This is a genomic window from Ramlibacter montanisoli, from assembly GCF_013087525.1.
Taxonomy (GTDB): domain Bacteria; phylum Pseudomonadota; class Gammaproteobacteria; order Burkholderiales; family Burkholderiaceae_C; genus Ramlibacter; species Ramlibacter montanisoli.
Window position 1 is genome coordinate 1,714,493 of the sequence record NZ_JABFCS010000001.1, and the last position, 18,580, is coordinate 1,733,072.

The 18,580-nt window shown below is 67.7% G+C and carries 17 protein-coding genes and 3 pseudogenes; 10 read left to right on the plus strand and 10 right to left on the minus strand.

The window, feature by feature from the left end:
- Positions 1-95: 95 nt before the first annotated feature.
- On the minus strand, positions 96-266 hold the full coding sequence (locus tag HK415_RS08570) for a hypothetical protein (RefSeq protein WP_171558171.1): 171 nt from the start codon (positions 264-266) through the stop codon (positions 96-98).
- A 304-nt stretch (positions 267-570) separates the two neighbouring features.
- Between HK415_RS08570 and aat the strand changes: the two genes are divergently transcribed.
- The 3 genes and pseudogenes from aat to HK415_RS08585 all read left to right on the plus strand — a co-directional run bounded on the left by aat (position 571) and on the right by HK415_RS08585 (position 2,921).
- Positions 571-1,317: a leucyl/phenylalanyl-tRNA--protein transferase gene (aat, locus tag HK415_RS08575; RefSeq protein ID WP_171558174.1), complete on the plus strand. Its 747-nt coding sequence runs from the start codon at positions 571-573 to the stop codon at positions 1,315-1,317.
- The gene (locus tag HK415_RS08580) at positions 1,314-2,060 is read left to right on the plus strand and encodes an arginyltransferase (protein ID WP_171558177.1); all 747 of its coding nucleotides are present in this window, start codon (positions 1,314-1,316) and stop codon (positions 2,058-2,060) included. Before aat ends, HK415_RS08580 begins: the two co-directional genes overlap by 4 nt.
- A 122-nt stretch (positions 2,061-2,182) precedes the next feature.
- Positions 2,183-2,921: pseudogene (locus HK415_RS08585) on the plus strand (IclR family transcriptional regulator).
- Positions 2,922-2,963: 42 nt separating this feature from the next.
- On the opposite strand, the gene HK415_RS08590 reads toward HK415_RS08585, so the two are convergent.
- From HK415_RS08590 to HK415_RS08620, 7 genes and pseudogenes are all read right to left on the minus strand, one after another.
- Entirely contained in the window at positions 2,964-4,022 is a 1,059-nt protein-coding gene (locus HK415_RS08590; protein WP_171558179.1) for a serine hydrolase, read from the minus strand.
- Positions 4,023-4,162: 140 nt separating this feature from the next.
- A pseudogene (locus tag HK415_RS08595) lies at positions 4,163-5,712 on the minus strand (2-isopropylmalate synthase).
- Positions 5,697-7,391, minus strand: a complete 1,695-nt coding sequence (gene leuA, locus HK415_RS08600) for a 2-isopropylmalate synthase (protein WP_171563254.1) — start codon at positions 7,389-7,391, stop codon at positions 5,697-5,699. Before leuA ends, HK415_RS08595 begins: the two are co-directional and overlap by 16 nt.
- 182 nt (positions 7,392-7,573) lie before the next feature.
- On the minus strand, positions 7,574-8,389 hold the full coding sequence (gene pssA / locus HK415_RS08605) for a CDP-diacylglycerol--serine O-phosphatidyltransferase (protein WP_171558182.1): 816 nt from the start codon (positions 8,387-8,389) through the stop codon (positions 7,574-7,576).
- Between the two features lie 71 nt (positions 8,390-8,460).
- Positions 8,461-9,477, minus strand: coding sequence for a ketol-acid reductoisomerase (gene ilvC / locus HK415_RS08610; protein ID WP_171558184.1), 1,017 nt, complete (start codon positions 9,475-9,477; stop codon positions 8,461-8,463).
- A 46-nt stretch (positions 9,478-9,523) separates the two neighbouring features.
- Complete coding sequence (gene ilvN, locus HK415_RS08615) at positions 9,524-10,015, minus strand: acetolactate synthase small subunit (RefSeq protein ID WP_171558187.1); 492 nt, start codon at positions 10,013-10,015, stop codon at positions 9,524-9,526.
- A gap of 109 nt (positions 10,016-10,124) precedes the next feature.
- Positions 10,125-11,900 carry an acetolactate synthase 3 catalytic subunit gene (locus HK415_RS08620; RefSeq protein WP_171558189.1) on the minus strand — a complete coding sequence of 592 codons (1,776 nt, stop codon included), beginning with the start codon at positions 11,898-11,900 and terminating at the stop codon, positions 10,125-10,127.
- A 297-nt stretch (positions 11,901-12,197) separates the two neighbouring features.
- On the opposite strand from HK415_RS08620, the gene HK415_RS08625 reads away from it, so the two are divergent.
- The 6 genes and pseudogenes from HK415_RS08625 (at position 12,198) to HK415_RS08650 (ending at position 15,382) form a co-directional block, all read left to right on the plus strand.
- A complete protein-coding gene (locus HK415_RS08625) occupies positions 12,198-12,764 on the plus strand; it encodes an RNA polymerase sigma factor (RefSeq protein WP_171558192.1) in 567 nt (188 codons plus the stop codon).
- Positions 12,761-13,177: a DUF3619 family protein gene (locus HK415_RS08630; RefSeq protein ID WP_171558194.1), complete on the plus strand. Its 417-nt coding sequence runs from the start codon at positions 12,761-12,763 to the stop codon at positions 13,175-13,177. Before HK415_RS08625 ends, HK415_RS08630 begins: the two co-directional genes overlap by 4 nt.
- Before the next feature lie 184 nt (positions 13,178-13,361).
- Positions 13,362-13,883 carry a DUF3106 domain-containing protein gene (locus HK415_RS08635; RefSeq protein WP_309246631.1) on the plus strand — a complete coding sequence of 174 codons (522 nt, stop codon included), beginning with the start codon at positions 13,362-13,364 and terminating at the stop codon, positions 13,881-13,883.
- Entirely contained in the window at positions 13,880-14,377 is a 498-nt protein-coding gene (locus HK415_RS08640) for an RDD family protein (RefSeq protein WP_256373046.1), read from the plus strand. The genes HK415_RS08635 and HK415_RS08640 overlap by 4 nt, the downstream gene beginning before the upstream one ends.
- A 15-nt stretch (positions 14,378-14,392) precedes the next feature.
- Positions 14,393-14,800, plus strand: a complete 408-nt coding sequence (locus HK415_RS08645; protein ID WP_171558196.1) for a diacylglycerol kinase — start codon at positions 14,393-14,395, stop codon at positions 14,798-14,800.
- Positions 14,797-15,382, plus strand: a pseudogene (locus HK415_RS08650) (LOG family protein). The gene HK415_RS08645 and the pseudogene HK415_RS08650 overlap by 4 nt, the downstream one beginning before the upstream one ends.
- A gap of 1 nt (position 15,383) precedes the next feature.
- On the opposite strand, the gene HK415_RS08655 reads toward HK415_RS08650, so the two are convergent.
- The gene (locus HK415_RS08655; protein WP_171558199.1) at positions 15,384-15,722 is read right to left on the minus strand and encodes a P-II family nitrogen regulator; all 339 of its coding nucleotides are present in this window, start codon (positions 15,720-15,722) and stop codon (positions 15,384-15,386) included.
- 36 nt (positions 15,723-15,758) lie between these two features.
- The gene (locus HK415_RS08660) at positions 15,759-17,309 is read right to left on the minus strand and encodes an NAD+ synthase (protein WP_373684549.1); all 1,551 of its coding nucleotides are present in this window, start codon (positions 17,307-17,309) and stop codon (positions 15,759-15,761) included.
- A gap of 152 nt (positions 17,310-17,461) precedes the next feature.
- Here HK415_RS08660 and HK415_RS08665 point away from each other — a divergent pair, with 152 nt between their 5' ends.
- Entirely contained in the window at positions 17,462-18,577 is a 1,116-nt protein-coding gene (locus HK415_RS08665; protein WP_373684550.1) for a GNAT family N-acetyltransferase, read from the plus strand.
- Positions 18,578-18,580: the final 3 nt, after the last annotated feature.

Consider the following 18,580-nt stretch of genomic DNA (forward strand, 5'->3'; position numbering starts at 1 on the left):
ACCCAGTGTCGCACAGCGTCCGCGCCGGAACCACGGTTTTTGGAGGGTGCGCCGCGCTGGCGCGGGAATAAATCCGCCCCGGGGGCGCGGCGCCTTCAGGCGGTCGTGAGCAGCAGCGCGATCGCCGTCCACAGCAGCAGCGACGCACCGCCGGTCAGCCACAGCGTGGCACCTCCGGGCAGGCCTTCGCGCATGTCCGACTGCATGTCCCAGGGCAGGAACGAGGGGGCGGCTTCGGCGCGTGCTTCGCGGGTCTGGTTCTGCATGGTGGCTCCTTCACCAAGGAACGGCGATGCTAGGAAACGCCGCCCGGGCCGGGTTGTGGGAGAAATCCTTCGCCTCGCGTAGTCGCGCCTCTGCCGGGCAAGCCCGCCGGCCGCGTCCGACGCACCGGCTGGCACGACGCCTACATGCACGCACCGCGTCGGCCATGTGGTGCGAGGCTCGACGCGAAGAAGCGATGGCTGGCGAAGTGCTCACGATTGCGGGTCCCCTGCACACCCGGCCGAAGAGGTCCGCTGCCACCCCGCAGTCGCTTCGCGGGCCGCGGCGACGGCACAATGGTCCCCGATGCACCTGCCCTGGCTCCAACCCGGCGACCCCTTTCCCGATCCTTCCCAGGCATGGGACCTCCAGCAGCCGGCGCCCGGCCTGCTCGCCGCCGGCGGCGCGCTCGACGTCGACAGCCTGCAGCGCGCCTACGCCAGCGGCATCTTCCCCTGGTTCAGCGAGGGGCAGCCCGTCCTCTGGTGGAGCACCGACCCGCGCATGGTGCTGTTCACCGAGGAGTTCCGGCTGCACCGTTCGCTGCGCAAGACCGTCGCGCGCTTCGCGACCGGCGCGCGCTGCGAAATCCGCTTCGACGGCGACTTCGACGCCGTGATCCGGGCCTGCGCCACCAGCCAGCGGCCGGGCCAGTCGGGCACCTGGATCGTCCCGCAGATGGTCGCGGCCTACCAGGCTTTCCACCGCGCCGGCTTCGCCCACAGCGTCGAGACCTGGATCGACGGCCGCCTGGCCGGCGGCCTGTACTGCGTGGTGATGGGCCGCGCGGTGTTCGGCGAATCCATGTTCACCCACGTGCCCGATGCGTCGAAGATCGCGCTGGCTGCGCTCGTGGCATGGGGCCGCCACGCGCAGGTGCGGATGATCGACTGCCAGCAGAACACGCGGCACCTCGCGTCGCTCGGCGCGCGCGAGATCCCGCGGGCGGATTTTGTGCAACAAGTCGCCCTCGAGTCGCGCAAGCCCCCTGCCCCGTGGCAATTCGAGCCCGTATACTGGAACGCACTCCCGCTGCATCCGACACCCGCGTGACGCATCTCAAGGACCTTCCGCTCCAGACGCTGCAGTTCTACGCGACGGCGCCGTATCCTTGCAGCTACCTGCCCGGCAAGCAGGCCCGCTCGCAGGTCGCGACGCCGAGCCACCTGATCCACAACGACGCGTATTCGGACCTGGTCACCAGCGGCTTCCGCCGCAGCGGCATGTTCACGTACCGCCCCTATTGCGACGGCTGCCGCGCCTGCGTGCCGCTGCGCGTGGCGGTGGACGCCTTCCGCCCCACCCGCAGCCAGCGCCGCGCCTGGAAGCAGCACGCCAACCTGCAGGCGCGCGTGCTCAAGCTCTGCTTCGTGCCGGAGCACTACCACTTGTACCTGCGCTACCAGACCGGCCGCCACGCGGGCGGCGGCATGGACCACGACAGCATCGACCAGTACACGCAGTTCCTGCTGCAAAGCCGCGTGAACTCGCGGCTGGTGGAGTTCCGCGAGAAGATGCCCGATGGCAGCGCCGGGCCGCTGCGCATGGTGTCCATCCTCGACGTGCTGAACGACGGCATCTCCGCGGTCTATACGTTCTACGAACCCGATGCCACCTCCAGCTACGGCACCTACTCGGTGCTCTGGCAGGTGGACCAGGCACGGCGCCTGAAGCTTCCGCACGTGTACCTGGGCTACTGGATCGCCGAGAGCCCGAAGATGAACTACAAGTCACGCTTCCACCCCCACGAGGTGCTGGTGGACGGCGAATGGCGGCCGGGGCAGGCCGAAAACTGATTTGGAGCGGCGCACCCAACGCGCCCGCTTTTCACAAGATAAAATGGGCTGGAGGACACCGCCCATGCGACAAAAAAGACTCCCAAGGCCCCGCCACCCCCACCATCCAGGTGATCGAGCGCATGTTCGCGCTGATCGACGTGCTGGCTTCGAGGGAAGACGCGATCTCGCTCAAGGAGATCAGCGAGAAGACCGGCCTGCACCCCTCCACCACCCACCGGATCCTCAACGACCTGGCGACCGGCCGCTTCGTGGACCGGCCGGAGGCGGGCAGCTACCGGCTCGGCATGCGCCTGCTGGAACTGGGCAACCTGGTGAAGGCCCGCCTGAACGTGCGCGACGCCGCGCTGGTCCCCATGCGCGAGCTGCACAAGCAGATCCAGCAGCCGGTGAACCTCAGCGTGCGCCAGGGCGACGAGATCGTCTACGTGGAGCGCGCGTACAGAGCGTTCCGGCATGCAGGTGGTGCGCGCCATCGGCGGCCGCGCGCCGCTGCACCTGACGTCCACCGGCAAGCTGTTCCTGGCGGCGGACGATCCGCAGCGCGTGCGCGCGTACGCCACGCGCACCGGCCTGGCGGGCCACACGAAGAACAGCATCACGCAGCTGCCGGTGCTGGAGCGCGAGCTGGGCAAGGCCAGGCAGTACGGCATCGCCCGCGACAACGAGGAGCTGGAACTGGGCGTGCGCTGCATGGCCGCCGGCATCTACGACGACCAGTCCAAGCTGGTGGCGGGCCTGTCGATCTCAGCGCCGGCCGATCGGCTGGACGAGAACTGGCTGCAGAAGCTGCAGTCCACCGCGGAAGAGATCTCCGCGGCGCTGGGCTACAAGTCGTCCACGCAGCGCCTGGCTGCATGAAAAAGGGCCCCGAGGGGCCCTTTTCGTTTCCGCGCAGGGAACTTAGCTGTTCACCTGCCGGATCAGGACGTTGCCGTTCGGCATCGGCACGCCGGTCGGCGAATTCGTTTCCACCCAGCGGCGCACGCGCTCGGCGTCGCCGATGCGGCTCAGCTTGCCGGCGGAATCCAGGAACACCATGATCAGCTTGCGGCCCGCCACCTTGGCCTGCATCACGAGGCACTGGCCGGCTTCGGAGATGTAGCCCGTCTTCTGCAGGCCGATGTCCCAGGCCGGGTTCTTGACCAGGCGGTTGGTGTTGCCGAAGCGCACGGTGCGGCGGCCGACTTCGACGTCGTGGCCGGTCGAGGTCGACAGCTCGCTGAGCATCTTGTCGTTGGAGGCGGTGGCCACCAGGCGCGCCAGGTCCTGGGCGCTCGACTGGTTGCGGCTGGACAGGCCGGTGGGCTCGACGTACCTGGTGTCGCCCATGCCCAGGATCTGCGCCTTCTGGTTCATCGCTTCCACGAAGGCGTTCATGCCGCCCGGATAGGTGCGGCCCAGCGCGTGGGCGGCGCGGTTCTCGCTGGACATCAGCGACAGGTGCATCAGCTCGCCGCGGGTGAGCGTGGTGCCCACGCGCAGGCGCGAGCTGCTGCCTTTCTCGGTGTCCACGTCGTCCTGCGTGATGGTGATCGTCTCGTCCATCGGCAGCTTGGCCTCGCTGATGATCAGGCCGGTCATCAGCTTGGTGATGGAGGCGATCGGCAGCACGGCCGAGTCGTTCTTGCGCAGCAGGATCTGGCCGTTGTCCTGGTCGATCACCAGGGCCACGCTGGACTTCAGGTCCAGCTCGTCCTCGGTGGAGTGCAGGCCGGCGAGCTTGCCGAAGGAAGGACGAGCGGGAGCCAGCCGGACCACGGAGCGCGCCTGGCGCGCCGACAGCTGGCGGCCCACGGCGTAGCTCTTCGCCACCCGGGAGCGCTTGACCACGCTGGTGGCTTCCTTCTTCGTCACGCGCTTGACCTGCGCAGCTTCCACGGCTGCGGGGGTCAACGCCAGAGCCAAGACACTCAGGGCGATGGTGTGAACGAATCGAATCAAGTTCGGTACTCCTGGCAACGACGTCCTGGGATGTAGGAGACTGCTTACACCCCTAACGCAGAGTGTACTTCGGCCGTGTACTTGGGGGTGCAAAAGTTACACAAATCAATGACTTAGCAGACTAAGCTCACAGCTGAGCTTCGGAATAGGTACTAACCCTAGACGTTACCCCCTCCCTGCGCCGCCACCCGCTCCACCTTGCTGCGCAGCTTGTTGAGCGCGCTCAGGTAGGCCTTGGCCGAAGCCACCACGATGTCCGGGTCGGCCCCGACGCCGTTGACCACGCGGCCGGAGTTCTGCAGCCGGACCGTCACCTCCCCTGGCTCTCGGTGGAGCCGCTGATGGCGTTGACCGAGTACAGGACCATTTCCGCCCCGCTCTGCACTTGCGTCTCGATGGCCTTGAGCGACGCATCGACCGGGCCGTTGCCGTCCGACTCGCCCCGCACTTCCTTGCCGTTGGCCGTGAAAACCACCTCGGCGTGCGGGCGCTCGCCCGTTTCGCTGTGTTGCCGAAGCGAGACAAGCCGGTAGCTTTCCTCCTCCTTGGTCACCGACTCGTCGCTCACCAGGGCCAGGATGTCCTCGTCGAAGATCTCGCTCTTGCGGTCGGCCAGCTCCTTGAACCTGGCGAAGGCCGCGTTGATCTCGACCTCGCTGTCGAGCGCCACTCCGAGCTCCTGCAGGCGCTGCTTGAAGGCATTCCTGCCCGACAGCTTGCCCAGCACGATCTTGTTGGCCGACCAGCCCACGTCCTCGGCCCGCATGATCTCGTAGGTGTCGCGCGCCTTGAGCACGCCGTCCTGGTGGATGCCGCTGGCGTGCGCGAAGGCGTTGGCGCCGACGACCGCCTTGTTCGGCTGCACCACGAAGCCGGTGGTCTGGCTGACCATGCGGCTGGCCGCGACGATGTGCTTGGTGTCGATGTTCAGCTCGAGGCCGAAGTAGTCCTTGCGCGTCTTCACGGCCATGACGATCTCTTCGAGCGAGCAGTTGCCGGCCCGCTCGCCGAGCCCGTTGATCGTGCACTCGACCTGGCGCGCGCCACCGATCTTCACGCCGGCCAGCGAGTTGGCCACCGCCATGCCCAGGTCGTTGTGGCAGTGCACCGACCAGACCGCCTTGTCGGAGTTGGGCACCCGCTCGCGCAGCGTGCGGATGAAGTTGCCGTACAGCTCGGGCACGGCGTAGCCGACGGTGTCGGGCACGTTGATGGTGGTGGCGCCTTCCCTGATCACCGCTTCCAGCACGCGGCACAGGAAGTCCACCTCGCTGCGGTAGCCGTCCTCCGGCGAGAACTCGATGTCGCCGCACAGGTTGCGCGCGAAGCGCACCGACTGCGTGGCCTGCTCCAGCACCTGCTCGGGCGTCATGCGCAGCTTCTTCTCCATGTGCAGCGGCGACGTGGCGATGAAGGTGTGGATGCGGGCGCGGCCGGCTCCCTTGAGCGCCTCGGCCGCGCGCGAGATGTCGCGGTCGTTGGCGCGCGACAGCGAGCACACCGTCGAGTCCTTGATGGCGTTGGCGATGGCCTGCACCGCCTCGAAGTCGCCGTTGGAGCTGGCGGCGAAGCCGGCCTCGATGACGTCCACGCGCAGGCGCTCGAGCTGGCGCGCGATGCGCAGCTTCTCGTCCTTGGTCATGGAGGCGCCGGGCGATTGCTCGCCGTCGCGCAGCGTGGTGTCGAAGATGATCAGTTGCTCTGCCATGTGGATTCCTCTTGTTCGCAAGCGAGTCCGGCGCGCTCCAGGCCCGAGACGATGGCCTTGAGCGATGCCGACACGATGTTCGCGTCCATGCCGACGCCGAACAGCGTCCGGTCGCCGACGCGCAGCTCCAGGTAGGCCACGGCACGGGCGTCGGCCCCGGAGGCGATCGCGTGCTCATGGTAGTCGAGCACGCGGATGGATTCGGCGGTCGCCTGGGCGATGCCCTCGACGAAGGCGTCGATCGGGCCGTTGCCCGCCCCTCGCACCGCGATCTCGCGCTCGCCGATGCGCACGTCGGCCGCCAGCCGCACGAGCTCGCTGGAGGCCCCCGCTTCGGAGGCCAGCACCTGGTGCGCCACGCTCGCATGGCCGAGGCGGTATTCCCGCTCGAACAGCGCCCACAGGTCGCGCGCGCCCAGCTCCTTGCCGCTGGCATCCATCACGGCCTGCACGACGCGGCTGAATTCGATCTGCAGCCGCCGCGGCAGCTCCAGCCCGTACTCCGCCTCCAGCAGGTAGGAGATGCCGCCCTTGCCGGACTGGCTGTTCACGCGGATCACGGCTTCGTAGCTGCGGCCCAGGTCCTTCGGGTCGATCGGCAGGTAGGGCATGTCCCAGAGGTCCCCGTCCTTGCGGGCGGCGAAGGCTTTCTTGATCGCGTCCTGGTGCGAGCCGGAAAACGAGGTGTAGACCAGGTCGCCGACGTAGGGATGGCGCGGATGCACCGGCAGCTGGTTGCAGTGCTCCACGGTGCGGCGGATCTCGTCGATGTCGGAGAAGTCCAGGCCCGGGTGCACGCCCTGGCTGTACAGGTTGAGCGCCACGTTCACCAGGTCGAGGTTGCCGGTGCGCTCGCCGTTGCCGAACAGGCAGCCTTCCAGGCGATCGGCGCCCGCCATCACGGCGAATTCGCCGGCGGCCGTGCCGGTGCCGCGGTCGTTGTGGGGATGCACCGAGAGGACGATGCTGTCGCGGCGCGCCAGGTGCCGGTGCATCCACTCGATCATGTCCGCGAAGATGTTGGGCGTGGAATGTTCCACCGTGGACGGCAGGTTGACGATGCACTTGCGCGCCGGCGTGGGCTGCCAGACCTCGGTGACCGCATCCACCACGCGCTTGGCGAAGGCGAGCTCGGTGCCGGAGAACATCTCGGGCGAATACTGGAACACCCAGTCGGTGCCCGGGTGCTGCGCCGCCAGCTCCTGGAACAGCCGCGCCTGCGAAGTCGCGAGCTTCACGATGCCGTCCTCGTCGAGGCCCAGCACCACCTTGCGCATCACCGGCGCGGTCGCGTTGTACAGGTGCACGACGACGCGGCGGGCGCCCTGCAGCGCCTCGAAGGTGCGGCGGATCAGTTCCTCGCGCGCCTGTGTCAGCACCTGGATGGTGACGTCGGGCGGGATCAGGTCCTCGTCGATCAGCTTGCGCACGAAGTCGAATTCCACCTGCGAGGCCGAAGGGAAGCCCACCTCGATCTCCTTGAAGCCGATGGCCACCAGCGCCTGGAACATGCGCAGCTTGCGGGGAATGTCCATGGGCTCGATCAAGGCCTGGTTGCCGTCGCGCAGGTCCACGCTGCACCACACCGGCGGCTGCGTGATCACGGCATCGGGCCAGGTGCGGTCCGCCAGGCGCACGGGCGCGAAGGGGCGGTACTTGCTGGCGGGGTTCTTCAACATCGGCATGGTCGGGTCTCTCGAGGGGGTGAACCAGCAGCCCCAAAAGCAAACGGCCCGCTGCTGGTGCAAACGGGCCGTCTACGGGAATTTAAAGCGCGCGCGCTACCGTCTCCGCCCGTGGGGGATTAGCAGTAGGGCAAGCGCAATGCGGTTCATGGAGCCGACTCTAGCACATCGCCCCGTCACCGGTGCAAGCCGGACTCTTCGGGCTCGTCGGTGGAGGTGCTGATCATGCTGGCGCGCTGCCCGCGCGCCTTGCGCCAGCCGTACACGGCGTAGCCGGACAGGCCGTACACCACGAACACCGCGAACAGCACGAAGGGCGGGTGGATGTTGATGACGGCGATGCCCAGCGCGATCAGCACGATCACGGCGAAGGGCACGCTCTTCTTCATCTGGATGTCCTTGAAGCTGTAGAAGGGCACGTTGGTCACCATCGTCAGCCCCGCATAGAGCGCCACGCCGAACATCACCCAGGCCACCTCGTAGGGCTTGTAGGTGCTCTGCTCCGTCATGATCCAGATGAAGCCGGTGACCAGCGCCGCGGCGGCAGGGGACGGCAGGCCCTGGAAGTAGCGCTTGTCGACCACGCCGGTGTTCACGTTGAAGCGCGCCAGGCGCAGCGCCGCGCAGGCGCAGTAGACGAAGGCGGCGATCCAGCCCCAGCGCCCCAGGCCCTTGAGCGCCCACTCGTAGGCGATCAGCGCGGGCGCGGCGCCGAAGGACACCATGTCGGACAGCGAATCCATCTGCTCGCCGAAGGCGCTCTGCGTGTTGGTCATGCGGGCCACCCGCCCGTCCAGGCTGTCCAGCACCATGGCGCTGAACACGCCGATGGCCGCCAGGTCGAAGCGGCCGTTCATGGCCATCACCATGCCGTAGAACCCGCCGAACAGCGCGGCCAGGGTGAAGAGGTTGGGCAGGATGTAGATGCCCTTGCGGCGCTTGCGCACCACCAGTCCCTCGGCAGGCATCTCGTCTTCGTGTCCGTCGTGCATGGGCAGAGTGTAAGGGGTCGCGCAAGAATGAAAAAGCCGCCCGCAGGCGGCTTTCGCGGTGCACGCGCGCTTCAGTTGCGCGTCTGGTCCACCAGCTTGTTCTTCTTGATCCAGGGCATCATGGCGCGCAGCTGCTCGCCCACCACCTCGATCGAGCTTTCCGCGTTCAGGCGGCGGCGCGACTGCAGCGTCGGGGCGCCGGCGCGGTTCTCGATGATGAAGCTCTTGGCGTATTCGCCGGTCTGGATGTCCTTCAGGACCTGCTTCATCACCTTCTTGGTCTCCTCGGTGATGATGCGCGGGCCCGTGACGTACTCGCCGTACTCCGCGTTGTTGGAGATCGAGTAGTTCATGTTCGCGATGCCGCCTTCGTAGATCAGGTCGACGATCAGCTTGAGTTCGTGCAGGCACTCGAAGTAGGCCATCTCGGGCGCGTAGCCGGCTTCCACCAGCGTTTCGTAGCCGGCCTTGATCAGCTCCACGGTGCCGCCGCACAGCACGGCCTGCTCGCCGAACAGGTCGGTCTCGGTCTCCTCGCGGAAGTTGGTCTCGATGATGCCGGCCTTGCCGCCGCCGTTGGCCATCGCGTACGACAGCGCCAGGTCGCGGGCGCGGCCGGACTTGTCGGCATGCACCGCCACCAGGTGGGGCACTCCGCCGCCCTGGGTGTAGGTGTTGCGCACGGTGTGGCCGGGGGCCTTGGGCGCGACCATCCACACGTCGAGGTCGGCGCGGGGCACGACCTGGCCGTAGTGCACGTTGAAGCCGTGGGCGAAGGCGAGCGAGGCGCCCTGCTTGATGTTCGGCTCGACGTCGTTCTTGTAGACGGTGGCGATCTGCTCGTCGGGCAGCAGGATCATCACGACGTCGGCGGACTTCACGGCCTCGCCCACTTCGGCGACCTTCAGGCCGGCCTTCTCCACCTTCGGCCAGCTGGCGCCGCCCTTGCGCAGGCCGACGATGACCTTGACGCCGCTGTCGTTGAGGTTCTGCGCGTGCGCATGGCCTTGCGAGCCGTAGCCGATGATGGCAACCGTCTTGCCCTTGATCAGGCTCAGGTCACAGTCCTTGTCGTAATAAACCTTCATGAGTCTCTCCAGAAAAATTCGTTGGGGCGGGGGTGGATGGGGTGGGTCACACCCTCAGGATTCTTTCGCCGCGGCCGATGCCGCTGGCGCCGGTGCGCACCGTCTCGAGGATGGCGCTGCGGTCGATGGCCTGCAGGAAGGCGTCGTTCTTCGCCTGGTCGCCGGTCAGCTCGATGGTGTAGCTCTTGTCGGTGACGTCGATGACGCGGCCGCGGAAGATGTCCGCCATGCGCTTCATCTCCTCGCGCTCCTTGCCCACCGCGCGCACCTTCACCATCATGAGCTCGCGCTCGGTGTAGCTGCCCTCGGTGAGGTCGACCACCTTCACCACCTCGATCAGGCGGTTCAGGTGCTTGGTGATCTGCTCGATCACGTCGTCGGAACCTGCGGTGGTGATCGTCATGCGCGACAGCGACGGGTCTTCCGTCGGCGCCACGGTGAGCGACTCGATGTTGTAGCCGCGCGCGGAGAACAGGGCCACCACGCGGGACAGGGCACCGGGCTCGTTCTCGAGCAGCACGGCAATGATGTGCTTCATGTCTGATTCCTCTTTTCGGTGCCCTCCCCGGCCGGCGGTAACCGGTCGGCTTGGCAGCCAATAGATTCGTCCTGGGGGATGTGCGGCGGGCGCGCCCGCCGCGTCGTTCTTAGAGGTCCTCGCTCCCGAGGAGCATCTGCGTGATGCCCTGCCCGGCCTTCACCATCGGCCAGACGTTCTCCGTCGGGTCGGTGCGGAAGTCCATGAACACGGTGCGGTCCTTCAGCTTGCGGGCTTCCCGCAGCGCCGGTTCCACGTCCGCCGGCCGCTCGATCAGCATGCCGACGTGGCCATAGGCCTCGGCCAGCTTCACGAAGTTGGGCAGCGCGTCCATGTAGCTGTGGCTGTAGCGGCCCTCGTAATCGAGTTCCTGCCACTGGCGCACCATGCCCAGGTAGCGGTTGTTCAGCGCCAGGATCTTGATCGGCGTGTTGTACTGCAGGCAGGTGGAAAGCTCCTGGATGCACATCTGCACCGAGCCTTCGCCGGTGACGCAGTACACCTCCGACTCCGGCTTGGCCAGCTTGATGCCCATGGCGTAGGGGATGCCCACGCCCATCGTGCCCAGGCCACCGGAGTTGATCCAGCGGCGCGGCTCGGGGAACTTGTAGAACTGGGCCGCCCACATCTGGTGCTGGCCGACGTCGGAGGTCACGTAGGCCTCGACATCCTTGGTCATGTTCCACAGCGTCTCGATCACGTGCTGCGGCTTGATCACGTCGCGGTTGTTGCGGTCGTAGCGCAGGCAGTCCTTGCCGCGCCAGCCCTGGATGGTTTCCCACCAGGCGCCCAGCGCCGACGCGTCGGGCTTCATGCCCGATTCGCGGATCTGCGCGATCAGTTCGGCCAGCACGTCCTTCACGTCGCCCACGATCGGGATGTCGACCTTCACGCGCTTGGAGATGCTGGAAGGATCCACGTCGATGTGGATGATCTTGCGGTCGCTGGAGGCGAAGTGCTTGGGGTTGCCGATCACGCGGTCGTCGAAGCGCGCGCCCACGGCCAGCAGCACGTCGCAATTCTGCATCGCGTTGTTGGCCTCGATCGTGCCGTGCATGCCCAGCATGCCCAGGAACTTCGGGTCGGTGCCGGGAATGGCGCCCAGCCCCATCAGCGTGTTGGTGCAGGGGTAGCCCAGCAGGTTGGCCAGGGTGCGCAGTTCGTCGCTGGCATTGCCCAGGACCACGCCGCCGCCGGAGTAGATATAGGGCCGCTTGGCCGTCATCAGCAGCTGCAGCGCCTTGCGGATCTGGCCGCTGTGGCCCTTGCGCACCGGGTTGTAGGAGCGCATCTCCACCTTGTCCGGGTAGCCGGTCCAGGGCGTCTTGTTGAAGGACACGTCCTTCGGGATGTCCACCACCACGGGGCCGGGGCGGCCGCTGCGGGCGATGTGGAAGGCCTTCTTCATCACCATGGCCAGGTCGCGCACGTCCTTGACCAGGAAGTTGTGCTTGACGATCGGGCGCGTGATGCCGACGGTGTCGCATTCCTGGAAAGCGTCGAGGCCGATCGCCGCCGTCGGCACCTGGCCGGTGACGATCACCATCGGGATCGAGTCCATGTACGCGGTGGCGATGCCGGTGACCGCGTTGGTCACGCCGGGGCCGGAGGTCACCAGGGCGACGCCGACGTCGCCGGTGGCGCGCGCATAGCCGTCGGCCGCGTGCACGGCCGCCTGCTCGTGGCGCACCAGCACGTGCTGGATGGTGTCCTGCTTGTAGAACGCGTCGTAGATGTGCAGCACCGCGCCGCCCGGGTAGCCCCAGACGTACTTCACGTTCTCGGCCTGGAGGGCCTTGACGAGGATTTCGGCGCCGCGGAATTCGGTGGTCTGGCCGGCCGAGACGGCGGCCGCGGAGCTGAGCTCCGTGCGGGAGATTTCCATGATCAACCTTTCGGGTTTCGAACAACGAACCTTGGGGTGCCCCTTCGCCCGCCCTCGTGAGGCTGCGTCGGGACTTAGAGCACCGGGCCATGGGCGGGCGCGTCGCACCGCCGGATCCGGACTCGTTTGCCTTTTGACTTGCAGCGCGCATTATCGCACTGCAACACGACCGTTCCAAAGCCCGACCGCGGCGATGCCATAATTTCCGGCTGCCCATTCCCCGCCGCATGCGGAGGGCGGGCCCTTCCGCCGCTTCGGCGCGACCCAGAACAAAGCTGCACTCAGCCGCACGGACACTTGGCCACCGAACGCGAACTCTCGGATTTCCTGCTCAGCGTCGAGAAGCGCGCCTTCAAGCGCACCGTTTATCACGTACGCGAGGAGGAGTCGGCCCTCGACATCGTGCAGGACAGCATGATGAAGCTGGCGGAGCACTACAGCGACAAGCCGCCGAACGAGCTGCCCATGCTGTTCCAGCGGATCCTGTCCAACTGCACCCTGGACTGGTTCCGGCGGCAAAAGACGCGAAATGCGCTCTTTTCCAACCTGAGCGACTTCGAATCCGCCTCCGACGACGGAGATTTCGACCTCCTGGAAACTTACACGTCGCCCGAGAACTCCCAGCAGGTCGAGAGTGCCGAGGACGCCACCCGTCGGGCGCAGGTCCTGCGCGAGATCGAAACCGAGATCATGGAACTGCCCGCCCGTCAACGCGAAGCGTTTCTGATGCGTTACTGGGAGGACATGGACGTGGCCGAAACTGCGGCCGCCATGGGCTGCTCCGAAGGCAGTGTCAAGACCCACTGTTCAAGAGCGGTCGCAGCCCTGAGCAAGGCGCTGCGGGCAAAGGGAATACAACTATGACCACAACGGATCCACTGCGCGCCCGGCAGGCTGACCAGTTCGGCCGCCGTGTGGCGATGCGCCTCGACGCGGCCACGCGCGAGATGCCCTATGAAGTGAACGAGCGCCTGCGCGCCGCACGGGTGCGCGCGCTGCAGGTGCGCAGGCAACATGAAGTTGCACCGGTCATCGTTGGCCGTGGCGGAGCCGCCACACTTGGTTTCGGCCAGCGCAGCTGGTTCAACCGCCTGGCTTCCGTGCTGCCGCTGGTGCTGCTGGCCGCCGGCCTGGTGCTGATCCACATCGCCCAGAGCGACCGCCGCGCCACCGAGCTGGCCGAGGTCGATGCCGCCCTGCTGACCGACGACCTGCCCCCGGCCGCCTACGCCGACCCCGGCTTCGTCCAGTACCTGAAATCCGGCGGCGGCGACTGAACGGGGCGCCCAGCATGACGCCGCCCCGCCGCCGCGCTTTCGCTGCCGGCCTGCTGGCCGCGGGTCTCGCCGTCCAGGTGTCCTGGGCTGCCGACCCCGTGCCACCGCCCCTGCCCGCCGGCACCCGCTGGCGCAGGCCACCAAGCCCTCCGTCTCCACCCAGGCGCCGATCCGCCCCGCCCAGGTGCGCACCGCGCCGGCGACGCGGGCCGAAAGCAAGCCTACCTGGGCCGAACTCACGCCGCCGCAACAGCAGGCGCTGGTCCCGCTCACCGGCACCTGGCGGGTGCTGGGCGAGGCGCACAAGCGCAAGTGGCTGGCCCTGTCCGAGAACTTCGCGACCATGCCGCCGGCCGAACAGTCCCGCCTGCACAGCCGCATGACGGAATGGGCGGCCCTGTCGCCGCAGCAGCGCACGCTGGCCCGCCTGAACTTCGCGGAAGCGCAGAAGGTCGACCCGGCGACCGACAAGCGCGCCAAGTGGGAGGCCTACCAGGCCCTGCCCGCCGAGGAAAAGCGCAAGCTGGCGGCCGCCGCCGCCAAGACGCCGGCGCCGCCCACTGCCGCGGCCGTCAAGCCGGTGCCGCAGCAGAAGCTGGCCAAGATCCCGAAGAAGAAGGCCGAGAGCGCCAAGATCGCCGTGCTGCCCGGCCAGGTGGACAACAACACCCTGCTGCCGCAGCCGCTGGCTCCCATCCTGCCTTGACCGTTCCGGATCCCCTGGCCGCACCCAGCGTGCGGCGCCGCATGGCCGCGTGGTTCTACGAAGCCGTGCTCCTGTTCGCGATCGGCCTGATCGCCACCCTGCTGTTCTCCGTGCTGGTCCAGATGCGCAGCGGCATCGACACGCGGCGCTGGCTGCTGCAAGGCTTCCTGGCCGTCGTGTTCGCGATCTACTTCTCCTACCTGTGGACGCGCGGGCAGACGCTGCCGATGAAGACCTGGCGCATCCGCGTCGTCGATCGGCACGGCCGGCGGCTCACGCAGGGGCGCGCCCTGCTGCGCTACCTGTTCTGCTCGGTCTGGTTCGCCGCCCCGCTGGCCGCCTACAACTCGGGCCGCTTCAGCCTGCCGCAACTGGGCTTCATCGCCGCCGGCTGGGTCGCCTTGTGGGCCATGCTCAGCCACCTGCACCCGCAGCGCCAGTTCTGGCACGACGCCTTCGCCGGCACGCGCCTGGTCGATGCGCCGGAGCGGTAGGAGACAATCCCGCGCATGTCGACTCCCGACGAACGCCTCTCCGAAGTCGTCAATCCGCAGAAGGGCCGCACCGGGTTCAGCCGCATGTGGCATGCCACGGGCTATTCGCTCGCCGGCCTGCGCGCCGGCTGGGACGAAGCGGCCTTCCGGCTGGAGGCCTGCCTGGCCTTCGTGATGCTGCCGCTGTCCCTCTGGATCGGCCGCAACTGGGTCGAGGTGGCGCTGCTCGCCGGCTCCATCCTGCTGGTGCTGATGGTGGAACTGCTCAACACCGGCATCGAGGCGGCCATCGACCGCGTCGGGCTGGAACGCCATCCCCTGTCCAAGCGCGCCAAGGACATGGGCAGCGCCGCCGTCTTCCTCTCCCTGCTGCTCGCGGGCGGCATCTGGGCCGCCGGGCTCTGGCAACTCTTCTTCGCATGACCCCCAATTTCTCGCTGTGCGTCTACTGCGGCTCGCGCCCGGGCGCGGATCCCCGCTTCGCCGAGGTGGCCACCGAGGTGGGCCGCTGGATCGGCCGCTACGGCGGCCAGCTGGTCTACGGCGGCGGCAACAACGGCCTGATGGGCATCCTGGCGGATGCGGCGCTGCAATCCGGCGCGCGTGGTGGGCGTGATCCCGCACTCGATGGTCGAACGCGAATGGGCCAAGCGCGAATGCACCGAGCTGCACGTCGTGGAGAACATGCACCAGCGCAAGATGCTGATGGCCGAACGGGCCGACGCCTTCCTCGCCCTGCCGGGCGGCATCGGCACCTTCGAGGAAGTGTTCGAGGCCTGGAGCTGGCGCATGCTGGACTTCCACCGCAAGCCGGTGGCCCTGCTGGACCAGGACGGCTACTACCAGCCGCTGCTACAGTTTTTGCAGCACAGCGTGCGCCACGGCTTCATGAACGCGGGGCAGATGGAGCTGCTGACGGTGGGCGAGGACCCGGCGACGCTGCTGCCGCAATTGGTGCAGGCCGCGGGGTTCGATCCGCGGCCGGTGGACGTCTCGCAGATCTAGGTCAGACCGCCGATTCGTCGATCTCGCCGGTGCGGATGCGGACCACGCGTTCGACCGTGGTCACGAAGATCTTGCCGTCGCCGATCTTGCCGGTGTGGGCGGCCTTGATGATGGCGTCCACGCAGCGGTCCACGTCGTCGTCCTTCACCACCACTTCCACCTTCACCTTGGGCAGGAAGTCCACCACGTACTCGGCACCGCGATAGAGCTCGGTATGGCCCTTCTGGCGGCCGAAGCCCTTGACCTCGGTGACCGTCAGGCCGGTCACGCCGACTTCCGCCAGCGCCTCGCGCACCTCCTCCAGCTTGAAGGGCTTCACGATGGCGGTGATCTGTTTCATGGACTCTCCAGGGATGTCGTCGTTGTCGGATCGCGTCTAGGCGCGGAACTTGCCGGTAATAGGATAGCGCCAATCCTTGCCGAAGCTGCGGTGCGACACGCGTATCCCCACGGGCGCCTGCCGGCGCTTGTATTCGTTGATGCGGATCAGGCGGGCCACCCGTTCCACCGTGGCGCGGTCGAAGCCGGCGGCCACGATCTCCTCGATGCCCTGGTCGTTCTCCATGTAGCGCTGCAGGATCGCGTCCAGCACCTCGTAGGGCGGCAGGCTGTCCTGGTCCACCTGGTCCGGCCGCAGCTCCGCGCTGGGCGGGCGCGTGATGATGCGCTCCGGGATCGGGTTCGCCCCCGTTCCGTAGGGATCGTTGGCGTTGCGCCAGCGCGCCAGCTTGAACACCACCGTCTTGAGAACGTCCTTGATCACCGCGAAGCCGCCCGCCATGTCGCCGTAGAGCGTGCAGTAGCCGGTGGCCATCTCGCTCTTGTTGCCGGTGGTCAGCACGATGCCGCCGAACTTGTTCGACAGCGCCATCAGCAGCACGCCGCGGATGCGCGCCTGGATGTTCTCCTCGGTCGTGTCCTCGGGCAGGCCGGCGAACTCCTTGGCCAGCGAGGCCTTGAAGGCCTCGAACTCCGGCTTGATCGAGATCTCGTCGTAGCGCACGCCCAGGCGCTGCGACATCTCGCGCGCATCGATCCAGGAGATGTCGGCCGTGTAGGGCGAGGGCATCATCACCGCCCGCACCTTGCCGGCGCCCAGCGCATCGACGGCGATCGCCAGCACCAGCGCGGAGTCGATGCCGCCGGAGAGCCCCAGCAGGACGCTGGGGAAGCCGTTCTTTCCGATGTAGTCGCGCACGCCCAGCACCAGCGCATGCCACAGCTCCTCCTCGTCCGCGAGGTCGGGCGCGATCGGGCCGGAGAGCTGGAACGAAGTGGGGCCGGGCGTCGCCTCCACGTAGAACAGGTCCTCGCAGAAGGCGGGCGCGCGGGCGGCCAGCGCGCCGTCGGCGTTCACGGCGAAGGAGCCGCCGTCGAAGATCACCTCGTCCTGCCCGCCCACGAGGTGCGCGTAGATCAGGGGCAGGCCGACCGCCCGGGCGCGCGCGCCCATCTGCGCGATGCGCTCGCTGACCTTGCCCACGTGCATGGGCGAGGCGTTGGGCACCACCAGCAGCTGCGCGCCGGACACGCGGGCCAGCTGCGCCGGCTCCTCGAACCACGCGTCCTCGCAGATCAGCAGGCCGACGTTGACGTCTTCCACCTGGAACACGCAGGTGCCCTGCCCGCGCGTGAAGTAGCGGTATTCGTCGAAGACCTGGTAGTTGGGCAGTTCGCGCTTGGCATAGGTCTCGATGACCTTGCCTTCGCTGAGCACGCTGGCGGCGTTGTAGCGCATCTGCACCTGCACCGACTTGCCCTTGATGCCGGTGCCGTGCGGGTGGCCCACCACCACGTGCAGGCCCTTCAACCCCGCCAGCTCGCGGGCCACCGTTTTCACGGCATCATCGCAGGCAGCGATGAACGCGGGCCGCAGCAGCAGGTCTTCCGCCGGGTAGCCGCAGATGGAGAGTTCGGGCGTGAGCACGAGGCGCGCGCCCTGCCCGTAGGCCGTGCGCGCGGCGGCGATGATCTTTGCGCGTTGCCCGCCATGTCACCCACCGTGACGTTCAGCTGGGCCGTACAGATTTTGAGTGTCATTGAGACGTGCCGGACCTATCGACCGATTATGTTACCCGCGTGCTCGCGTCGCCGTGCGACGTGGAGGCGGACGCATGGAACGCGCTGCTCGCGCTCGCCGGCGGCTCGCCCTTCATGCGGCACGCGTACCTGGCGGCGATGCACGACAGCGGCAGCGCGGTGCGCGACACCGGCTGGACGCCGCAATTCCTGACCCTCTGGCGCGAGGGCGAGCTGCAGGCCGCCTGCCCGCTGTACCTGAAGAGCCATAGCTACGGCGAGTACGTGTTCGACTGGGCCTGGGCCAACGCCTACGAGCAGCACGGCCTGCGCTACTACCCCAAGGCGCTCACCGCCGTCCCCTTCACGCCGGTACCCGGCCCGCGCCTGCTGGCGCGCGACGCGGCGGCGCGCGCAGCGCTGGTGCGCTCCATCATCGCCTGGTGCAAGCAGAAGAAGGTGTCTTCGTACCACCTGCTGTTCGGAACCGAGGACGACATCGCCGCCTGCGCCGACGCCGGCCTGATGCTGCGCCACACGGTGCAGTTCCACTGGACGAACGCGGGCTACCCCGACTTCGACGCCTTCCTCGCGACGCTCACGCAGGAAAAGCGCAAGAAGATCCGGCAGGAGCGGCGCAAGGTGGCCGAGGCCGGCGTCACCTTCCGCCACGTGCAGGGCAGCGCGATCGCCGAAGCGGACTGGGACTTCTTCTACCGCTGCTACGAGCGCACCTACCGCGAGCACGGCAACCCGCCCTACCTCACGCGCGACTTCTTCCGCCGCATGGCGGCGACCATGCCGCAGAACTGGCTGCTGTTCGTGGCCGAGCGCAAGGGCCGGCCGATCGCCACCAGCCTGATCGGCATCGGCGGCGACGTGGCCTACGGCCGCTACTGGGGCGCGCTGGAGCGCGTGGACTGCCTGCACTTCGAGGCCTGCTACTACCAGCCGCTGCAGTGGTGCATCGCCAACGGATACCGCAGCTTCGAGGGCGGGGCGCAGGGCGAGCACAAGATGGCGCGCGCGCTGATGCCGGTGAAGACCAGCAGCGCGCACTGGCTGGCGCACCCCGCCTTCGCCGACGCGGTGGAGAAATTCCTGGAACGCGAAGGTCGGGGCGTGGAGAACTACGTGGAGCACCTCGAGCAGCGCTCCCCGTTCCGCCAGGGCTGAGGC